The sequence below is a fragment of the Mycobacterium kiyosense genome, assembly GCA_021654635.1.
Classification (GTDB): Bacteria; Actinomycetota; Actinomycetes; order Mycobacteriales; family Mycobacteriaceae; genus Mycobacterium; species Mycobacterium kiyosense.
This window is the reverse complement of the sequence record AP025179.1, coordinates 5,413,562-5,431,931: the sequence shown is the minus strand read 5'-3', so window position 1 is coordinate 5,431,931 and position 18,370 is coordinate 5,413,562. Positions and strand designations below refer to the sequence as shown.

The following is an 18,370-nucleotide window of genomic DNA, read 5'->3' as shown; positions in this document are numbered from 1 at the left end:
TAGCCCTGCCAGCTGCGTTTTGACTCGCGGCGCACCACTACGCTCGTCGACGATGCCCCTCTTCGCGGACACCGCGCCCTTGCGCTCGCCCGATTTCCGCCGACTCTGGGTTGCCGGGATTCCGACCGTCATCGGCGCCAACCTGACGATCTTCGCGGTGCCGGTCCAGATCTACGCGCTGACCCAGAACTCCGCGTATGTCGGGCTGGCCGGTTTGTTCTCATTGCTGCCGCTGGTGGTGTTCGGCCTGCTGGGTGGAGCTTGGGCCGACGCCATGGACCGGCGGGTGCTGCTGATCGTCGCGTCTTGCGGGCTGGCGGTGTCCTCGGTGCTGCTGTGGTTGCAGGCGCTGCTGGCGCTCAACGACGTCTGGGTGGTGCTGTGTCTACTGGCGGTGCAGCAGGCGTTCTTCGCCGTCAACTCGCCGGCGCGCTCGGCGGCCATCCCGCGGATGGTGCCCGGCGAGCAACTGCCGGCCGCCAATGCGCTGAACATGACCGTGGGGCAGTTCGGCGCGATTGCCGGTCCGCTGCTGGCCGGGGTGCTGCTGAACTGGGTCGACCTGTCCGCGTTGTATCTGCTCGACGCGGTGACGTGCCTGTTGCCGATCTGGGCGACATTCCGGCTGGCGCCGATGCCCGCCTTGGAACCCGACGGCACAAACCGGTGGGGTCTTGGGGCGGTGCTGGACGGCTTCCGGTACCTGGCCGGCAACACCGTGGTGCTGATGTCGTTCGTCGTCGACCTGATCGCCATGATCTTCGGCATGCCGCGCGCACTGTTCCCGCAGCTGGCGCATCAGAGCTTCGGCGGCCCCATCGAAGGAGGGTCGGCGATGGCGTTGCTGTCGGCGGCCATCGCGGTCGGCGCGGTGGCCGGGGGAGTGTTCTCCGGGTGGTTTCCGAAGGTCCGGCGCCAGGGGCTGGTGATCGTCGTCTCGATCGTGGTGTGGGGCCTGGCGATGGTGGGGTTCGGGCTGGCCAGCGGGCTGGCGCACGGCCGGACAGGCGCAGTGCTGTGGGGCGCGGTGGCGTTCCTGGCCGTCGGCGGCGCGGCGGACATGGTGTCGGCGGCATTCCGGTCGACCATCCTGCAGCAGGCTGCCTCCGACGACGTGGTGGGGCGGCTGCAAGGGGTGTTCGCCGTGGTGGTCGGCGGCGGCCCGCGGCTGGCCGACACCCTGCACGGCGCCGCGGCCGCGGTGGTCGGAACGACCGCAGCGGCGGCCGGTGGCGGGGCGCTGGTGGTGCTCGGTGTGGTCGTCGCCGCCTTGATTGCGCCGGCATTCATCCGGTACCGCGCGCCATCGTCACTCCCACGGCGAGATTGAGTAGTCGGCTACTCAAGCTGGTCGACTTGCATCGGGTGAGACTTTCGACATGTCTCAGGTGATGGTGGCGCCGGACGTCGTGCAGGCGGCGGCGGGGGATCTGGAATCTATCGGTTCGAAGCTGGGCGAGGTTCAGAAAGCGGTGGCCCCCGCGACCCTGGACGTGGCGCCGCCAGCCGCGGACGAAGTGTCGGCCGGCATTGCGCGCCTCTTTGCTGAACACGCCCAGGACTTTCACGCGGTGGCCCAGCAGGCGACGACCTACCAGCAGCAGTTCGTCAAGGCCTTGACGGCGAGCGGGTCGTCCTACGCCGCCGCCGAGGATTCGATCGCATCGCTCTTGCAGGCAGTGGATGCCAACGTGGCCTACTACACGACCGCCGGGCGAGCGTTGCTATCAATGCTGGTCAACATCCCCACAGCAATAGTGGGTTTTCTGGTGATTCCGCTGCTCTGGCCAATTCTGCCCTTGCTCCCCTTCCTTGTCGCTCAGCAGTTCCTGACGCTGTTTCTCGAGGTGCTCACCGGGGCGCCGATTTCGTATCCGTACATTTATGCGGATTGAACGGGTGGGTTGATCCCCTCGACCGCTGCGCCGGCAACGTTGCTGGCACGACGGTGAGATACGCGCGTTCGCGTGCTTCGCTGCCGCCGGGTCCAGATACGCCCGGTATTGGGAGCGCTGTCGCGACCACCGCCCCGGCTGTGATCGGCTACCCGTAGTTTCTGTCAGCCGAGGGGCTTCGGGGGTCATCCTCGAACACCAGCGCGACACCGGACTGACGCTCGGAGGCCCGCAGACCTGCAGACCCGACCCCGGGCAGGCACGCCGCTGCGATAACGACTACCTTCACCTATGACGCACCCAGTGCACACGCGTACGCACCGGGGCGGGCAGCCATATCAAGCCTGAGCGCAAAGGGGTTCTCGTGGGCGACACCGACGACACCGCATCTCTGAAGTACCCGGGTGGCGAGATCGACCTGAAGGTCGTCCATGCCACCGAAGGTGCCGACGGTATTGCGCTGGGTCCGCTGCTGTCCAAGACCGGACACACCACATTCGACAACGGCTTCGTCAACACCGCAGCCTGCAAGAGTTCCATCACCTACATCGACGGTGACGCCGGAATCCTGCGTTATCGCGGCTACCCGATCGACCAGTTGGCCGAGAAGTCCAACTTCATCGAGGTGTCCTACCTGCTGATTTACGGCGAACTGCCCACCGCCGACCAGCTGGCCGAGTTCACCGGGAAGATCCAGCTGCACACCATGCTGCACGAGGACCTCAAACGGTTCTTCGACGGCTTCCCGCGCAACGCCCACCCGATGCCGGTGCTGTCCAGCACGGTCAATGCGCTCTCGGCGTACTACCCGGACTCGCTGGACCCGACCGACAACACGCAGGTCGAGCTGTCCACCATCCGGCTGCTGGCCAAGCTGCCCACCATCGCCGCCTATGCCTACAAGAAGTCGGTGGGCCAGCCGTTCCTCTACCCGGACAACTCGCTGACCCTGGTGGAGAACTTCCTGCGCATGACGTTCGGGCTGCCGGCCGAGCCCTACCAGGCCGACCCCGAGGTGGTCCGTGCCCTGGACATGCTGCTGATCCTGCACGCCGACCACGAGCAGAACTGTTCGACGTCGACGGTACGGCTGGTCGGCTCGTCCCAGGCCAACCTGTTCACCTCGATCTCCGGCGGCATCAACGCGCTGTGGGGCCCGCTGCACGGCGGTGCCAACCAGGCGGTGCTCGAGATGCTCGAGCAGATCAAGGAGAGCGGCGACGACGTCGGCGAGTTCGTCCGCAAGGTGAAGAACCGCGAAGAGGGCGTCAAGCTGATGGGCTTCGGCCACCGGGTCTACAAGAACTACGACCCGCGCGCCCGCATCGTCAAAGAGCAGGCCGACAAGATCCTGGCCAAGCTCGGCGGCGACCCGCTGCTCGACATCGCCAAGCAGCTCGAAGAGGCCGCGCTGACCGACGACTACTTCATCGAGCGCAAGCTCTACCCGAACGTCGACTTCTACACCGGCCTGATCTACCGGGCACTGGGATTCCCGGTCCGGATGTTCACCGTGTTGTTCGCGCTCGGCCGGCTGCCCGGCTGGATCGCCCACTGGCGCGAGATGCACGACGAGGGCGACAGCAAGATCGGCCGTCCGCGGCAGATCTACACCGGCTACACCGAGCGCGACTACGTCGGCATGGACGGGCGCTAGTCTCCGCTCGCGGGGGGGTGGGTCACCACCGCCGAGGGTGTCCAGCACCGCCATCGCGGCGTTGTGACCCCCGATGCCTGAAACAGCGCCGCCGCGGCGTGCGCCGGCACCGCACACCATGATTCGGGGGGTGCCCGGTTGCCACGCCCCATCGGCGGGCCGGGGTGTCCAGCGGATCGTCGTCGGCGGCGAACGGCCAGTCCAGCGCACCGTGGAAGATGTTGCCCGCCGTCATGCCCAGCTTGTCCTGCAAGTCCGACGTGGTCGTCGTCTCGATACATGGGCGGCCGTGCGCGTCGGGTAGCAGCACATCCTGAATCGGTTCGGCCAGAACGGAATTCAGCGACTCAAGCACGGCATCGGTGAGTGCGGCGGCATCGGCTCGCAACGAGTGCGGGGTGTGCAGGCCGAACACCGTCATGGTGTGCACCCCGGTCAATTCGGGTGAGACGATGCTGGGGTCGGCCAGCGAATGACAGTAGGCCTCGCACGGCAGCGGATCCGGCACCGAACCGCCGGCGGCCCGCAGGTAGCCGGCGTCCAGCTGCGACCAGGTCTCGTTGATATGGAACGTCCCGGCGAAGGCCTGCTCCGGCGTGACAGTCTGATCGCGCAGGCAGGGCAGGCGTCGCAGCACCATGTTCACCTTGACTTGCGCACCTGGCGCCGACGCAGGCGCTGTGTCACCCATCAGGCCGGCCAACACCGACGGAGCGATGCCGGACAGCACGAACCGGCCCCGAACCACATGTTCGTCGCCCGCGCTGCGATACCGCACCTCGCCGTCCGGGGCGATAGCGAAAACGTCAGCGCCCGTTGATATCTCGACCCCAAAGCGAGTTGCCGCGGCGGCCAGCGCTGAGGTCATCGCGCCCATCCCGCCGATCGGGACGTTCCAGTCGCCGGTGCCGCCGCCGAGCACGTGGTACAGCAGGCAGATGTTCTGCATCAGCGACGGGTCGTCCAGTCGGGCGAACGTGCCGATCAGAGCGTCGGTGGCGATCACCCCGCGCACCACGTCGTTGTCCACCGCAGCGGCGATCGCGTGGCCGACCGGCTCCTCCGTCAGCGCCCGCCACGCCACCGCAGAGTCCCGGTCCGACCCGTCCACCACGAGTCGACGTACCTGGGTGCGGGTGCGCAGCGGTTCCAGCAGAGTGGGCCAGAGCCGCTCGGTGACCAGTCGGCAGCGCCGGTAGAAGTCTTCGAAGCCGTGCTCGTCGGCGCCGGCGCCGATCGAGCCGAACCCGCCGGGTGCGCCCACCAGCAGCCCGGTGCGGCCGCCCGTGCCGGGGTCCGGGGTGTAGGAGGAGTACGCCCGCCGGACCAGCCGGACCTGCGCGCCCAGGTCCGCCAGGATGCGCGACGGCAGCAGGCTGACCAGGTACGAATAGCGGGACAGTCGCACGTCGACGCCGTCGAAGACCCGCGCCGAGATCGCCGCCCCGCCGACCTGGCCTTGACGCTCTAGGACGCGCACCCGAAGACCGCCGCGGGCCAGATAGCCGGCCGCGACCAGGGCGTTGTGACCCCCCGCCGACCACGACTACGTCGTAGTCCATCTGCGGCTAGCCCGTGTAGCCCTCGACCTCGTCGGCCGGCCGCACGGCAGCTTCCCGGGGGGTCACCGCCCGTTTCGCGCAGCGCCCGCCGCTGTCGCAGCAGGTCCCAGCACTGATCGAGTTCGATCTCGATCCGTTGCAGCCGCTCATGCTCCTCAGTGGTCGAGATTTCGCCCTGCTGTAGCTGGGTCCGCAGCGTTTTCTCCTGGGCGACCAGGTCGCGGATATGCGCCAGGGTGTCGTGTTCGTTGGGTTTTCTCCCGTGGGTCATCGCCTCAGTCTGCCCGACAGTTCTCCGTAGATGCCGCTGGCACCGGCAAGTACTCGGTAGGCTGCATATCGCCTGGAAATCGCGGACAAACCCCGAATAGCAGCCGAGTGAGGAGCGATGGTCGGTACCGAGGTGGGTGTTGGCGAAGCGCCCGCAACCGCCGAAGCCGTCGACCACGCGCCGTCGACCCCGAAGTTCCGTCGGGTGCGGCCGGGTCGGCCGTGGCTGATCGGCGTGGCGGTGATCCCGTTGCTGCTCGCCCTGATCGGGTACGGCGTCGACGGGCGACCCATGGCCGTCAACGGTCCATCCGGCGATCTGCCGACCCTCACCAAACCCTCGACCAGCGTGTCGATCGCGCCGAGCCTGTCGCTGGCGCTGCTGTCGATCAGCCACACCGGCAACAGCGTCACGCTGATCGGCGACGTGCCGGACGCCGTGTCGAAGGCGGCATTGATGAAGTCGCTCAGGGGATTGCTGGCCCCCGGCGTCAACGTCGTCGACCAGCTCCGCACCGACCCGACGGTGCAGACGCTCGATTTCACCGGCGCGGACCCGGTGTTCGTCGCGGTCGCACCGATCCCCGACTTCAACCTCACGGTGGAGAGGGACACCGTCACGTTGAGTGGGACCGTCACGTCGCGCGATCAGAAGGACGCGGTGGCGCGGGCGGTCGCGGGTGTCTGGCCCAACGTGAACATCGTCAACAGGATCGTCGCCAAAACCCAGATCACGCCCAGCGCCCCGGCGCCGCCGGGCGCCCCTCCGGCACCTGGGGCGCCGCCGCCAACCGGATGCAACGATCTGCAGGCCGCCCTCAACGCCCTGACCGGAGGCCCGCTCACCTTCGGCGACGACGGAGTGAGCCTGACCACCCAGGACACCCAGGTCCTGATCCGGGTGGCTGACAAGCTCAAGACGTGTCCCACCGCGCGGTTGACCGTAAACGGTTACACCGACAACGCCAGCGCCGAAGCCATCAACATTCCGTTGAGCACCCAGCGGGCCACCGCGGTTGCCGAGTTCCTGATAGCCAACGGTGTGGCCCGCGACCGCGTCACCGCCAAGGGGTTGGGTTCGGCCAACCCGATCACCAGCAACGACACGCCCGAGGGACGCGCCAAGAACCGGCGCGTCGAGCTTGTGGTCGGCTAGGGAGAATCGGGCATGGGTTTTGTGATCCAGTGGCTGATCTACCTGGCCGCCTTCGTGGCCGGTTCCGCGGTGGCCTACGGGATTGTCGCGGTGATGACCAGGAGCGGTTCCAGGCAGGCTGATTCCGGACGCCTCGAACCGGCTGAAACCGCGATCGAGCCGGAGATGTCCGAGTCGCAGGCGCACCCGGCTGAATCCGAGTCGCCGCAGCCGCTTTGGCCCGACCCGTCGTTCGAGCCGGAACCCGAGACGGTTGAGCTTCACGTCGAGCCAGAGCCGGCGCCGGAGCTCGAGACGGACGAAATCCAGCTGGTCCCTGAGGTTTCCGAGGCAGCGGTAGCTGAAGGGGCGCTCGCCGAGCCCGAGGCGGTTGAGCCCGAGGTTGTCGAGCCGGATGTGGACGGGCCGGAGGCGGTCGAGTCACCCGCGGAAGCGCAAGTACCACAGCCGGTTTCGGGGATTTCTGATTTGCTCGCCGAGCCAGAGCCAGAGCCAGAGCCAAAGCCGAAGCCGGAGCCAGAGCCAGAGCCAGAGTCGGAGCCTAAGCCGGAGCCGGAGCCGGTCGAATTCCACACGGAGCCCGAACCTGACCCCCTGTCCGACGAGTCGGAGTCCGACCCTGAGCATGAACTGCCTCAAGCCAAGTGGCCCGGCCCTCCGTCCCAATGGCCCGGCCTGGGGGCACGACGGTGACCGATCACATGCACTGGTGGCTGGCCGCCGCCTCGTTTGTACTGGGCATGGTGCTGACAGTCACGCTGACTGCCCGCCCCACCAAAACGCAGATGCCGGCCTGGGTTCTTGCCCAACCGGCGCCACACCCCCAGCCCGAGCCGCCGGCCATGAGAGTGCCCGCCGCTGAGGCGCCGACGGAGGAGATACCCGTCGCCAGGCCCCGGCCCGTCAAGAAGAAAGCAGTCTCCAAAGCACCACCAGCCAAACGCCGGCCCGTGCCCAGAGATGAGGCGAAGGAACGGATTCCAGTCGCCAGGAAGCGGCCGGCGAAGAAGGTGCCGGGCCGGAAGGTCCCCGGCAAGAAAGCGCCGGCGAAGAAGGTCAGACCGAAAGATCCCGTGAGAGAAAGCATTTCGGTTGTCGAGGCGCAGGCGCCACCGGCTCCCTTGGTGCCCTATGCGCCGTACGGCCCCGGTTCGATGCGCGCCGACCCCGACGGCAATGGGCCCGAGGGGTGGCCGGTGAAGGGGCGCACCGACTCTCGGCTCTTCTACACTCCCGACGACGAGGGTTACGACGACATCGAAGCCCAAGTCTGGTTCGAGAACGAGGATTTCGCGACCCGAGCATTTTTCACGCCGGGCCGCAACAGCGCGCGAAAAGCTGACTAGCTCGGCCCGGGCAAGCGCAGCACCAGCCGCGCGCCGCCCAGCGGACTGCTCTCCAACGTCGCAGTCCCGCCGTGCAATTGGGCCTGCTGGGCCACCAGCGCCAGACCCAGTCCCGACCCCGAATGCGACGCCGTCGAACCCCGGGAGAAGCGCTCGAACACCACCTGGCGCTCCTGCTCGGGGACCCCGCTGCCGTTGTCGTCGATGGCGATCTCCACCCCGGCCCGCGAGCTCACCGCCGACACCTGCACCTGGGTGGCGCCGCCGTGCTTCACCGCGTTGGCGATCGCGTTGTCCACCGCCAACCGCAGCCCAGCCGGCATCCCGACGATGATGCACGTCGGCGAGGGCACCAGCGACACATCCAGGTCGGGATAGATGCGCATGGCGTCGTGGGCGGCGCGGTCGAGCAGTTCGGTGATGTCGACCGGCACGTGATCGTCGGACGTGGACAGCTCGCCCTGGGCCAACCGCTCCAACGCGCTCAGCGTCGCCTCGATCCGCGACTGGGTGCGGATCACGTCGCCCAGCACCTCCTTGCGCTGGTCTTCGGGCATATCCAGGGTGGACAGCACTTCCAGGTTGGTCCGCATCGCGGTCAGCGGGGTGCGCAACTCGTGGGAGGACACCGCGGCGAAGTCCCGCGCCGAGGCCAGCGCCTCCTGGGTGCGGTTCTGCTCGTTCCAGATGCGCTGCAGCATGCCGCGCATCGCCTCGGCGATCTCGACGGCCTCGCTGGCGCCGTGCACCTCGACGCGCGGCGCCTCGTCGCCTGCGTCGATCGAGCGGGTCTGCTCGGCGAGCTGTTTGAACGGGCGCACCGCGAAAGCAGCTAGCAGCCAAGCGAATACCGCCGCGGCGCCGATCGCGAAACTACAGATCAGCAGCACCCGGCGATGCAGGTTGTTGGTCTCGGCGTAGGTGGCGTCGTAGGTGGCGCCGACGGCCATCGACGTCGGTTCGGGACCGGGTATCTCGACCGTGCGCACCCGGTAACGCACCCCGTGGATGTAGGTGTCGGCGTAGTCGGACTGCAGCTTGGGCAGTTCGATGTCGGAGTTCGACTTGATCACGTTGCCGCGGCGCACCGTGATCAGCGCATCCTGGTCGTTGGGGGAGCGGGGGATCTCGTCCAGGCCGCGCGGCACGAACGGGATCGCGAATCCGGCGGCCTCGTCGAGCCGGCGGTCCAGCCGTTCCTTGCGGTCCTTGGTGATGCCCACCCACACCACGGCGCCGACGATGAGCACCGGAATCGCCGCACCGATCGCCGTCGCGATCACCACCCGGGTGCGCAGTGAAGGAGTCCGGGCAAAGATCCGCGACAGGATGTTCATCAACAACGGCGCGGCCTCACTGCATCCGCAGCACGAACCCGACTCCCCGCACGGTGTGCAGCAGCCGCGGGCCGCCGTTGGCCTCCAATTTGCGCCGCAGGTATCCGATGAAGACGTCGACGACGTTGGTGTCGGCGGCGAAGTCGTAACCCCACACCAGCTCGAGCAACTGCGCGCGGGACAGCACCGCCGTCTTGTGCTCGGCCAGCACAGCCAGCAGGTCGAATTCCCGCTTGGTCAGGTCGACGTCGACGCCGTTGACCCGGGCCCGGCGGCCGGGGATGTCCACTTCCAGCGGGCCGACCGTGATGGTTTCCGACGACGAGGTGGCGGTGGCGCCGCGGCGCCGCAGCAGGGCACGCACCCGGGCCACCAGCTCGGCCAGCACGAACGGCTTGACCAGGTAGTCGTCGGCGCCGGCCTCCAGCCCGGCGACCCGGTCGTCGACCGAGCTGCGCGCGCTGAGCACGCAGACCGGCACGTCGTTGTCCATGGCCCGTAGCGCCGTGACCACGCTGACGCCGTCAAGCACCGGCATGTTGATGTCGAGCACGATCGCGTCGGGGCGGGTTTCGGTGGCGCTGCGCAAGGCCTCGGCGCCGTCGACCGCCGTTGACACCTCGAAGCCGGACAGCCGCAGGCCGCGTTCCAGGGAGGCGAGCACGTCGGAGTCGTCGTCGACGACCAACACGCGAGGTGAGTTGGCACCAGTGTCCATGCGCCCCATCTTGCCTGATCGACGGGTGCGGCGGTGGGAGGCGGAACCGGCTGCGGTTGTCGGGTCAGAACGACGTTCGGCAGCTGGGTCAGCCAGGCGGCGGCCGCGGTGTTCTACAGGTCGTCGGGCAAACCGACGCGACGATAACGGCTCAGCCGGGCGCCGAGACGCTGCACATCAGGCAGCAAACGCAGCGCGTGGACCTCGACCGCGACGGCCCGCGCCCAGCGCCGCGCGAACTGCACCGGCTCGTCGGCGGCGTCGGGATGCTCGGGCACGATGGCGTCGACGATCCCGGACGCCAACAGATCGGCCGACCGAATGCCTTGTGCCGCAGCGAGTTCGGGGGCGTGGTCGGTGTCGCGGAACACAATCGCGCTGGCGCCCTCCGGCGGCAGCGGCGCCAGCTAGCCGTGCAGCGCGGCCAGCACCCGGTCGGCGGGCACCATCGCCAGCGCCGGGCCGCCGCTGCCCTGCCCCAGCAGCACCGAGACCGTCGGGGTGTCCAGCGTGACCAGCTCGGCCAGACACTGGGCGATCTCTCCGGCCAGCCCGCCCTGCTCGGCCTCGGCCGAGAGCGCCGGTCCGGCGGTGTCGATCACCAGCACCAGCGGCAGCCGCAGTTCGGCGGCCAGCGCCATGCCGCGGCGGGCTTCGCGCAGCGACGCGGGCCCGACGGTGTTGCCCGCCCCGCCCGCGGTTCGCTGTTGGCCGAGCACCACCACCGGCTGACCGGCGAGCCGGGCCAGCGCCAGCAACGTCGTCGTGCCCCGTCCGGTCCCCGACAGCAGCACCACGTCGGTGGCGCCGTGCCGCAGCAGGTCGCGCACGTCGGGCCGATCCGGGCGACGGGAGGCCAGCACCGAATCCCACGCGGGTACGTCGGGAACCTGCTCGGGTGCTGCCGGCGCCGGCGGAGCCTCCGGGTCGTCGGCGATCACCGTCAGCGCCCGGTCCAGCGTGGCGCGCAACTCGGTGAGCTCGACGACATCGTCGATGACGCCGTGGCGTTGCAGGTTCTCCGCGGTCTGCACACCCGACGGGAACGGTTCGCCGTACAGCAGCTCGTAGACCCGGGGGCCGAGGAACCCGATCAGCGCGCCCGGCTGGGCGAAGGTGACGTGGCCCAGCGACCCCCACGACGCGAACACCCCGCCGGTGGTCGGATTCCGCAGGTAGACCAGGTAGGGCAGGTGGGCGTGGCGGTGCAGCCGGACGGCGGCGGCGATCTTGACCATCTGCAGGAACGCGACCGTGCCCTCCTGCATCCGGGTGCCGCCGGAGCACGGCGAGGCCAGCAGCGGCAGCCGCTCGGCCGTCGCACGCTCCACCGCGGCGGTGATGCGTTCGGCCGCCGCCACCCCGATCGAGCCGGCCAGAAAATCGAAGTCGCAGACGATCACCGCCACCCGGCGCCCGAACACCCGTCCCTCACCGGTGGACACCGACTCGTCGCGGCCGCTGGCCTGCCGCGCCTTGGCCAGCTCGCGGGCATATTCCGGGGAGGTCGGGACTTGGACAGGGTCGCTGTCCCAGCTGACGAAGGTGCCCTCGTCCAGCACCGCGTCGCGCAGTTCGTCGGTCGTGATACGGCTCACAGCGACGAGGCTAGTTATCCTGGCCCCCATGATCGGTATCACCCACGACGAAGCCGTGATGACCATTGAGCTGCAGCGGCCAGACCGGCGCAACGCCCTGAACTCCCAGCTTGTCGAGGAGTTGCGGGAGGCGTTGGTGAAGGCAGGCGACGGAGCCACGCGCGCCATCGTGCTGACCGGGCAGGGCACCGCCTTCTGCGCCGGCGCGGACCTGTCCGGGGATGCCTTCGCCGCCGACTACCCCGACCGGCTCATCGAACTGCACCGGGTCATGGACGCCACGTTGATCCCGATCATCGGCGCCATCAACGGACCGGCTATCGGCGCCGGTCTGCAGCTGGCCATGCAGTGCGACTTGCGGGTGGTCTCCCCGGAGGCGTTCTTTCAATTCCCGACGTCGAAATACGGTCTGGCCTTGGACAATTGGAGCATTCGCCGGCTGGCGTCGCTGGTCGGGCACGGACGGGCGCGGGCGATGCTGCTGGCCGCCGAGAAGCTGACCGCCGATGCGGCGCTGCACACCGGGATGGCCAACCGGATCGGGACGCTGGCCGACGCGCAGGAGTGGGCGGCCGAGATCGCCGGGCTGGCGCCGCTGGCCATCCAGCACGCCAAGCGGGTGCTCAACGACGACGGCTCCATCGAAGAGCAGCGGCCCGAGCACAAGGAGCTGTTCGACAAGGCGTGGGCCAGCCAGGATGTGATCGAAGCGCAGGTCGCGCGCGTGGAGAAGCGGCCACCGAGGTTCCAGGGAGCTTGATCATGATGCGCCAGGCGCTGCGACTGGCGGCCGGAACCGCCTCCTTGGCGGCGGGCGGCTGGCTGTTGCGGGCGCTGCACGGCGCACCCGCCGCGCTCGGCGCTGATCCCTCGGCGATCGCGGCGGTGTCGGAAGGTTCGCCGAACTACCGCGACGGGGTGTTCGTCAATATCGACCCGGCATCGCTGTATGTGATGAACCGCGAAGAGATGCGGCAGATCGCCTGGGAGCTGGTCGGCGGACGAGGCGGCAGCCTGCCCGCCAAGCCGATCCCGCTGGCCGCACCGTCGATCTATCAGGGCGAGCCGGCGCCGCTGGCGGTCAGCTGGTTCGGGCATTCGACGGCCCTGGTCGAGATCGACGGCTATCGGGTGCTGACCGACCCGGTGTGGAGTGACCGCTGCTCGCCGTCGGACCTGGTGGGCCCGCAGCGGCTGCACCCGCCGCCGGTGCTGCTGGAAGGCTTGCCCGCCGTCGACGCGGTGGTGATCAGCCACGACCACTACGACCACCTCGACATCGACACCGTGCTGGCGCTGGCCCGGATGCAGCGGGCACCGTTCTTCGTCCCGCTCGGGGTGGGTGCGCACCTGCGGGCGTGGGGGGTTCCTGACGAGCGCATTATCGAGCTGGACTGGAATCAGAGCGCTTCGGTGGACGAGCTGACGGTGATTTGCCTGCCGGCGCGGCACTTTTCGGGCCGGTTCTTCAGCCGCAACAACACGCTGTGGGCGTCCTGGGCGTTCATCGGGCCGTCGCACCGCACCTATTTCGGCGGCGACACCGGCTACACCAAGAGCTTTGCGCAGATCGGCGCCGATCACGGGCCGTTCGATCTGACGTTGATGCCGATCGGGGCCTACAACAGCGCGTGGCCCGACATCCACATGAACCCCGAGGAGGCGGTGCGCGGCCACCTGGACGTCACCGACTCCGGTTCGGGGCTGCTGGTGCCGATCCATTGGGGAACGTTCCGGCTGGCGCCGCACCCGTGGTCGGAGCCGGTCGAGCGGGTGTTGAAGGCCGCTGAGCCTCATCAGGTCCAGGTGGCGGTGCCGACGCCGGGGCAGCGGATTGATTCGGGGGAGACGCTGCGGTTCAACCCGTGGTGGCGGTTGTAGATTCGCCGGCCTCCTCACGCCGCTCGCGGCGCGCATCGTCGCCGGGCTGAAGCCCGATTGCCCGGCTCCTCCTCACGCCGCTCGCGGCGCGCATCGTCGCCGGGCTGAGGCCCGGGCTAAAGTTCGGCAATGAGGACACGTCGGGCAACGGCCACACTCCTGACGCTGCTGGCGCTGGTGGGCTGCAGCCCGACCCAACCAACCTCCACCCCCGCAACCACATCCGCGAACGTGCCCCCTAACGAAATGTCAGGTCTGCAGATCCCCGCCGGGCGCATCGACGAAGCCGTCGCCAAGGTCGACGGCCTGGTGGCGGAGCTGATGAAGGACAGCGGCATCCCCGGCATGGCCGTTGCCGTCGTATACCGCGGTAAAACGTTATACGCCAAGGGTTTCGGCATCAGAGACGCCAGCAAGCCGGATAATCCGGACAATAAGGTGAACCCCGACACCGTCTTTCAGCTGGCCTCGATCTCCAAGTCGGTCGGTGCCACGGTGGTGGCCCATCAGGTAACCGAAGGCGCTATCACCTGGGACACCCCGGTGGTGACGAAGCTGCCGTGGTTCACCCTCAGCGATCCCTACGTCACCCAGCACGTCAGCGTCGCCGACCTCTACTCGCATCGCTCCGGGCTGCCCGACCACGCCGGCGACGCCCTCGAAGACTTGGGCTACGACCGTCGACAGGTGCTGGAAAGGCTGAAGTACCTCTCTCTGGCGCCGTTTCGAATCAGCTACGCCTACACCAACTTCGGCGTAACCGCCGCGGCCGAGGCGGTCGCCGCCGCAGCCGGCAAGCCCTGGGAGGAGCTGTCCGACGAGGTGCTCTACCGCCCACTGGGCATGTCGTCCACCAGCTCGAAATTCGCCGACTTCCTGGCCCGCCCCAACCACGCCGTCAACCACATCAAGGTCGGCGACAAATGGGAAGCCCGTTACCAACGCGACCCCGACGACCAGACGCCGGCCGGCGGGGTGAGCTCATCGGTCAACGACATGGCACGCTGGCTGGCCATGGTGATGGCCAACGGCACCTACAACGGTCAGCGGATCACTTCGCCGGAAGCCCTACTCCCCGCTATCACGCCGCAGGTCATCTCGGTCGCAGCGAGCAACCCGAAGGCCCGCGCCGGCACCTACGGCCACGGCTTCAACGTATCGGTGACCTCCTCCGGACGCACCCAGTACAGCCACTCCGGCGCGTTCGGTCTGGGCGCCGCAACCAATTTCGTGGTATTGCCCTCCGAGGACGTCGGCATCATCGCCTTGACCAACGCCGCACCCCACGGTGTGCCGGAGGCGTTGACCGCCGAATTCATGGACCTGGTGCAATACGGCCAGCTGCGCGAGGACTGGGCGAACCTGTACCGCCAGATACTCACGCCGATGAACAACCCGGACGGTTCGCTGGTCGGCAAGCCGCCCCCCGGCCAACCCCGCGCCACCCAGGCCGCTGAGCGACTACGTCGGTGTCTACCACAACGACTTCTGGGGGCCGGCCACCGTCACCGACCACTACGGCCGACTCCAGTTGGCGCTCGGGCCGAAGAACCAGACCTTCGAGCTGACACACTGGGACGGCGACACTTTCACCTTCCCGCTGGCAACCGAAAACGCTTTGCCCGGATCGATTTCGAAAGCCACCTTCACGGGCGCGTCACTCAACCTCGAGTACTTCGACTCCGCCAAGCTGGGGACGTTCAACCGATGACGGTCACCGGGCTGTCCGATGCGCAAGTGGCGCAACGGATTGCCGAAGGCCATGCCAACGACATTCCGCAACGCAACACCCGCAGCATCGCCCACATCGCGCGGGCCAACGTCTTCACCCGCATCAACGCCATCCTGGGCGTGCTGTTCGCCATCGTGCTGGTAACAGGCTCGGTGATCAACGGCTTGTTCGGCATACTCATCATCGCCAACAGCGTGATCGGCATGGTCCAGGAGATCCGCGCCAAGCAGACGCTGGACAAGCTCGCCATCGTCGGGCAAGCAAAACCATTGGTCCGCAGGCAGTCCGGCACCCGCACCGTGCCACCCTACCAAGTTGTGATCGACGACATCATCGAGATCGGCCCGGGCGACCAGATCGTCGTCGACGGAGAAATCCTGGAAGCCAACAACCTCGAGATCGACGAATCGTTGCTCACCGGTGAGGCCGACCCGATCGCCAAAGACATTGGCGAACAAGTGATGTCGGGCAGCTTCGTCGTCTCCGGATCGGGCGCCTATCGGGCCACCAAGGTGGGCCATGAGGCGTACGCGGCCAAGCTCGCCGCCGAAGCGAGCAAGTTCACCTTGGTGAAATCCGAACTGCGCAACGGCATCAACAGGATCCTGCAGTTCATCACCTACCTGTTGATTCCGGTGGGCCTGCTGACCATCTACACCCAACTGTTCACCACCAACGTGGGGTGGCGCGAGTCGGTGCTGGCGACGGTGGGTGCGCTGGTGCCGATGGTGCCCGAAGGCCTGGTGCTGATGACGTCGATCGCGTTCGCTGTCGGCGTGGTACGACTCGGCCGGCGGCAGTGCCTGGTGCAGGAACTGCCCGCGATTGAGGGACTGGCCCGGGTCGACGTGGTCTGCGCGGATAAGACCGGCACCCTCACCGAGAACGGCATGCGGATATCCGCCGTCGAAGACCTCGACTCGGCCACCGAGAAAGTCGCCGACGTACTGGCCGCCCTGGCCGCCGCCGACCCCCGACCGAACGCCAGCATGCAGGCTATCGCCGAGGCCTACGACACGGATCCGGGTTGGACCGCCACCGCCACAGCGCCTTTCAAGTCCGCAACAAAGTGGAGCGGGGTGTCATTCGGCGAGCACGGCAACTGGGTGATCGGCGCTCCCGACGTGCTGCTGGAACCGGATTCGGCGGCGGCCGCGCGGGCCGAGGAGATCGGCGCGCAGGGACTGCGGGTACTGCTGCTGGGTTCGGCCACGGCCGGGGTGGATCAGCCCGACGCCCCGGGCACGGTCACCCCGGTCGCGTTGGTGGTGCTCGAACAGAAGGTGCGCCCCGACGCGCGCCAGACGCTGGATTACTTTGCCGCGCAGGATGTCACGGTGAAGGTGATCTCCGGGGACAACGCGGTGTCGGTCGGCGCGGTGGCCGGCGAACTCGGATTGCGCGGTCAGACGATGGATGCGCGCCGACTGCCGCACAACGCGGATGAACTGGCCGAAGCGCTGGACACCCACACCACCTTCGGCCGGGTCCGCCCCGACCAGAAACGTGCCATGGTGCACGCGCTGCAAGCCCGCGGGCACACCGTGGCGATGACCGGTGACGGCGTCAACGACGTACTCGCCCTCAAAGACGCCGACATCGGCGTCGCGATGGGGGCCGGCAGCCCGGCAGCCCGCGCCGTGGCGCAACTTGTGTTGCTGGACAACAAGTTTGCGACGCTGCCTTACGTGGTTGGCGAGGGCCGGCGGGTGATCGGCAACATCGAACGCGTCGCCAGCCTGTTTTTGACCAAGACCGTGTACTCGGCGTTGTTGGCGCTGCTGGTGGGCCTGGAGTGCCTGCTCGCCAAGCCGTTCGGGGTCGACCCGCTGCTCTTTCCCTTCCAGCCGATTCACGTCACCATCGCAGCGTGGTTCACGATCGGCATCCCGTCGTTCATCCTGTCGCTGGCCCCCAACAACGAACGCGCCTACCCGGGCTTCGTGCGGCGGGTGCTGACTTCCGCGCTGCCGTCGGGACTGATCGTCGGAATCGCGACCTTCGCGTCGTATCTCACCGCCTATCACGGCCGGAATGCGACGGGCGTGCAGCACGACCAGGCGTCCACGACCGCCCTCATCACGCTGCTGGTGTGCGCGGTGTGGGTGCTGGCGGTGGCCGCCCGGCCCTACCAGTGGTGGCGCTTGGCACTGGTCGTCGTCTCGGCCGTGGCATACCTGGTGATCTTCAGCCTGCCCTGGACGCAACAGAAGTTCTTCCTCGACCCGTCGAACCTGACGGCAACCGCGACGGCCCTGGGGATCGGCGCGCTGGGAGCGGGGGCTATCGAGGCCATGTGGTGGATTCGGGCGCGGATACTGGGCGTCAAACCGCGAGTGTGGCGTGCCAAGTAGGGTTTTGCCGAGCGAGTCAGGGCTCCCGGGGGAGCAGCGCTGGGACAGGACCGGGGAAAGGAACACTGCCATGGGTTTCATGGATAAAGCGAAGGACCTGCTGTCGCAGAACGCCGACAAGGTCGAGACGGCAATCAACAAGGCCGGCGAATTCGTCGACGAGAAGACGCAGCACAAATACTCCGACACCATCCACAAGGTGCAGGAGGAAGCCAAGAAGGTCGCCGCACCGGGCGAGCAGCAGGGGTAACCGGGCATGGCGAAACTGTCGGGAGCCATCGACGTCCCGTTGCCGCCCGAACGGGCGTGGCAACACGCCTCGGATCTGTCCCGGTACAAGGAGTGGCTGACCATCCACAAGGTCTGGCGCAGCACCTTGCCCGAGGTCATCGAGAAGGGCACCGTGCTGGAGTCCTATGTGGAGGTCAAAGGTATGACCAACCGGATCAAGTGGACGATCGTGCGGTACAAGCCGCCCGAGGGCATGACCCTCAACGGCGACGGTGTCGGCGGGGTGAAGGTGAAGCTGATTGCCAAGGTGTCGCCGAAGGACGACGGCTCGGTGGTTGGCTTCGACGTCCACCTCGGCGGGCCGGCGCTGTTCGGGCCGATCGGAATGGTGGTGGCCGCCGCGTTGCGCAGCGACATCAGCGAGTCGCTGCAGAACTTCGTCAGGGTGTTCGCCCGTCCCGATCCCGGTACGAACGGCGACAGCGTTCTGCACCGCTGACGTGTTGGTCGACAACGGCGGGACGGTGATCATCGGCAGTCGTTGCCGAGCGAAGCAAGCTAGCTGATCAACTACGTGAGATCAATAGCAAAAAGTTTGGCGATTCCTGTGAGATGACTGTCTAATAACTGAAA

At 67.7% G+C, this 18,370-nt stretch carries 13 protein-coding genes and 4 pseudogenes; 12 read left to right on the top strand and 5 right to left on the bottom strand.

Annotation, left to right across the window (positions count from 1 at the left end; translation table 11 throughout):
• The first annotated feature begins 52 nt into the window (after window positions 1-52).
• The 3 genes from L6444_RS25450 (at window position 53) to L6444_RS25440 (ending at window position 3,552) form a co-directional block, all read left to right on the top strand.
• Window positions 53-1,330: an MFS transporter gene (locus L6444_RS25450; RefSeq protein ID WP_236977944.1), complete on the top strand. Its 1,278-nt coding sequence runs from the start codon at window positions 53-55 to the stop codon at window positions 1,328-1,330.
• Window positions 1,331-1,379: 49 nt separating this feature from the next.
• Window positions 1,380-1,895 carry a PE family protein gene (locus L6444_RS25445; protein WP_236977943.1) on the top strand — a complete coding sequence of 172 codons (516 nt, stop codon included), beginning with the start codon at window positions 1,380-1,382 and terminating at the stop codon, window positions 1,893-1,895.
• Between the two features lie 364 nt (window positions 1,896-2,259).
• Complete coding sequence (locus tag L6444_RS25440) at window positions 2,260-3,552, top strand: citrate synthase (protein ID WP_236977942.1); 1,293 nt, start codon at window positions 2,260-2,262, stop codon at window positions 3,550-3,552.
• Window positions 3,553-3,576: 24 nt separating this feature from the next.
• Here L6444_RS25440 and L6444_RS25435 read toward each other — a convergent pair.
• Together L6444_RS25435 and L6444_RS25430 are read right to left on the bottom strand one after the other, a co-directional pair.
• Window positions 3,577-5,114: pseudogene (locus tag L6444_RS25435) on the bottom strand (phytoene desaturase family protein); the annotation flags it as partial.
• A gap of 6 nt (window positions 5,115-5,120) precedes the next feature.
• Window positions 5,121-5,385, bottom strand: a pseudogene (locus L6444_RS25430) (DUF2630 family protein).
• Between the two features lie 117 nt (window positions 5,386-5,502).
• On the opposite strand from L6444_RS25430, the gene arfA reads away from it, so the two are divergent.
• Genes arfA through arfC form a run of 3 tightly spaced genes read left to right on the top strand, consistent with a single transcriptional unit; the run spans window position 5,503 to window position 7,886 of the window.
• Complete coding sequence (arfA, locus tag L6444_RS25425) at window positions 5,503-6,540, top strand: channel-forming protein ArfA/OmpATb (RefSeq protein WP_236977941.1); 1,038 nt, start codon at window positions 5,503-5,505, stop codon at window positions 6,538-6,540.
• A 12-nt stretch (window positions 6,541-6,552) separates the two neighbouring features.
• Window positions 6,553-7,233: a channel accessory protein ArfB gene (gene arfB / locus L6444_RS25420; RefSeq protein WP_236977940.1), complete on the top strand. Its 681-nt coding sequence runs from the start codon at window positions 6,553-6,555 to the stop codon at window positions 7,231-7,233.
• Window positions 7,230-7,886: a channel accessory protein ArfC, sunset domain variant gene (gene arfC / locus L6444_RS25415; protein WP_236977939.1), complete on the top strand. Its 657-nt coding sequence runs from the start codon at window positions 7,230-7,232 to the stop codon at window positions 7,884-7,886. The genes arfB and arfC overlap by 4 nt, the downstream gene beginning before the upstream one ends.
• Here arfC and prrB read toward each other — a convergent pair.
• From prrB to L6444_RS25400, 3 genes and pseudogenes are all read right to left on the bottom strand, one after another.
• On the bottom strand, window positions 7,883-9,223 hold the full coding sequence (gene prrB / locus L6444_RS25410) for a two-component system sensor histidine kinase PrrB (RefSeq protein WP_236977937.1): 1,341 nt from the start codon (window positions 9,221-9,223) through the stop codon (window positions 7,883-7,885). The genes arfC and prrB overlap by 4 nt on opposite strands.
• 16 nt (window positions 9,224-9,239) lie before the next feature.
• The gene (gene prrA, locus L6444_RS25405; RefSeq protein ID WP_236977936.1) at window positions 9,240-9,950 is read right to left on the bottom strand and encodes a two-component system response regulator PrrA; all 711 of its coding nucleotides are present in this window, start codon (window positions 9,948-9,950) and stop codon (window positions 9,240-9,242) included.
• A 104-nt stretch (window positions 9,951-10,054) separates the two neighbouring features.
• A pseudogene (locus L6444_RS25400) lies at window positions 10,055-11,539 on the bottom strand (carboxyl transferase domain-containing protein).
• Window positions 11,540-11,567: 28 nt separating this feature from the next.
• Here L6444_RS25400 and L6444_RS25395 point away from each other — a divergent pair.
• The 6 genes and pseudogenes from L6444_RS25395 to L6444_RS25370 all read left to right on the top strand — a co-directional run bounded on the left by L6444_RS25395 (window position 11,568) and on the right by L6444_RS25370 (window position 18,236).
• The gene (locus L6444_RS25395; protein WP_236977935.1) at window positions 11,568-12,299 is read left to right on the top strand and encodes an enoyl-CoA hydratase; all 732 of its coding nucleotides are present in this window, start codon (window positions 11,568-11,570) and stop codon (window positions 12,297-12,299) included.
• 2 nt (window positions 12,300-12,301) lie between these two features.
• Complete coding sequence (locus L6444_RS25390) at window positions 12,302-13,420, top strand: MBL fold metallo-hydrolase (protein WP_236977934.1); 1,119 nt, start codon at window positions 12,302-12,304, stop codon at window positions 13,418-13,420.
• Between the two features lie 129 nt (window positions 13,421-13,549).
• Window positions 13,550-15,131 (top strand): annotated as a pseudogene (locus L6444_RS25385) (serine hydrolase).
• The gene (locus L6444_RS25380) at window positions 15,128-17,506 is read left to right on the top strand and encodes a cation-translocating P-type ATPase (protein ID WP_236977933.1); all 2,379 of its coding nucleotides are present in this window, start codon (window positions 15,128-15,130) and stop codon (window positions 17,504-17,506) included. Before L6444_RS25385 ends, L6444_RS25380 begins: the two are co-directional and overlap by 4 nt.
• A gap of 70 nt (window positions 17,507-17,576) precedes the next feature.
• Window positions 17,577-17,756: an antitoxin gene (locus L6444_RS25375; RefSeq protein WP_236977932.1), complete on the top strand. Its 180-nt coding sequence runs from the start codon at window positions 17,577-17,579 to the stop codon at window positions 17,754-17,756.
• Between the two features lie 6 nt (window positions 17,757-17,762).
• Window positions 17,763-18,236, top strand: a complete 474-nt coding sequence (locus L6444_RS25370; protein ID WP_236977931.1) for a type II toxin-antitoxin system Rv0910 family toxin — start codon at window positions 17,763-17,765, stop codon at window positions 18,234-18,236.
• Window positions 18,237-18,370 lie beyond the last annotated feature (134 nt).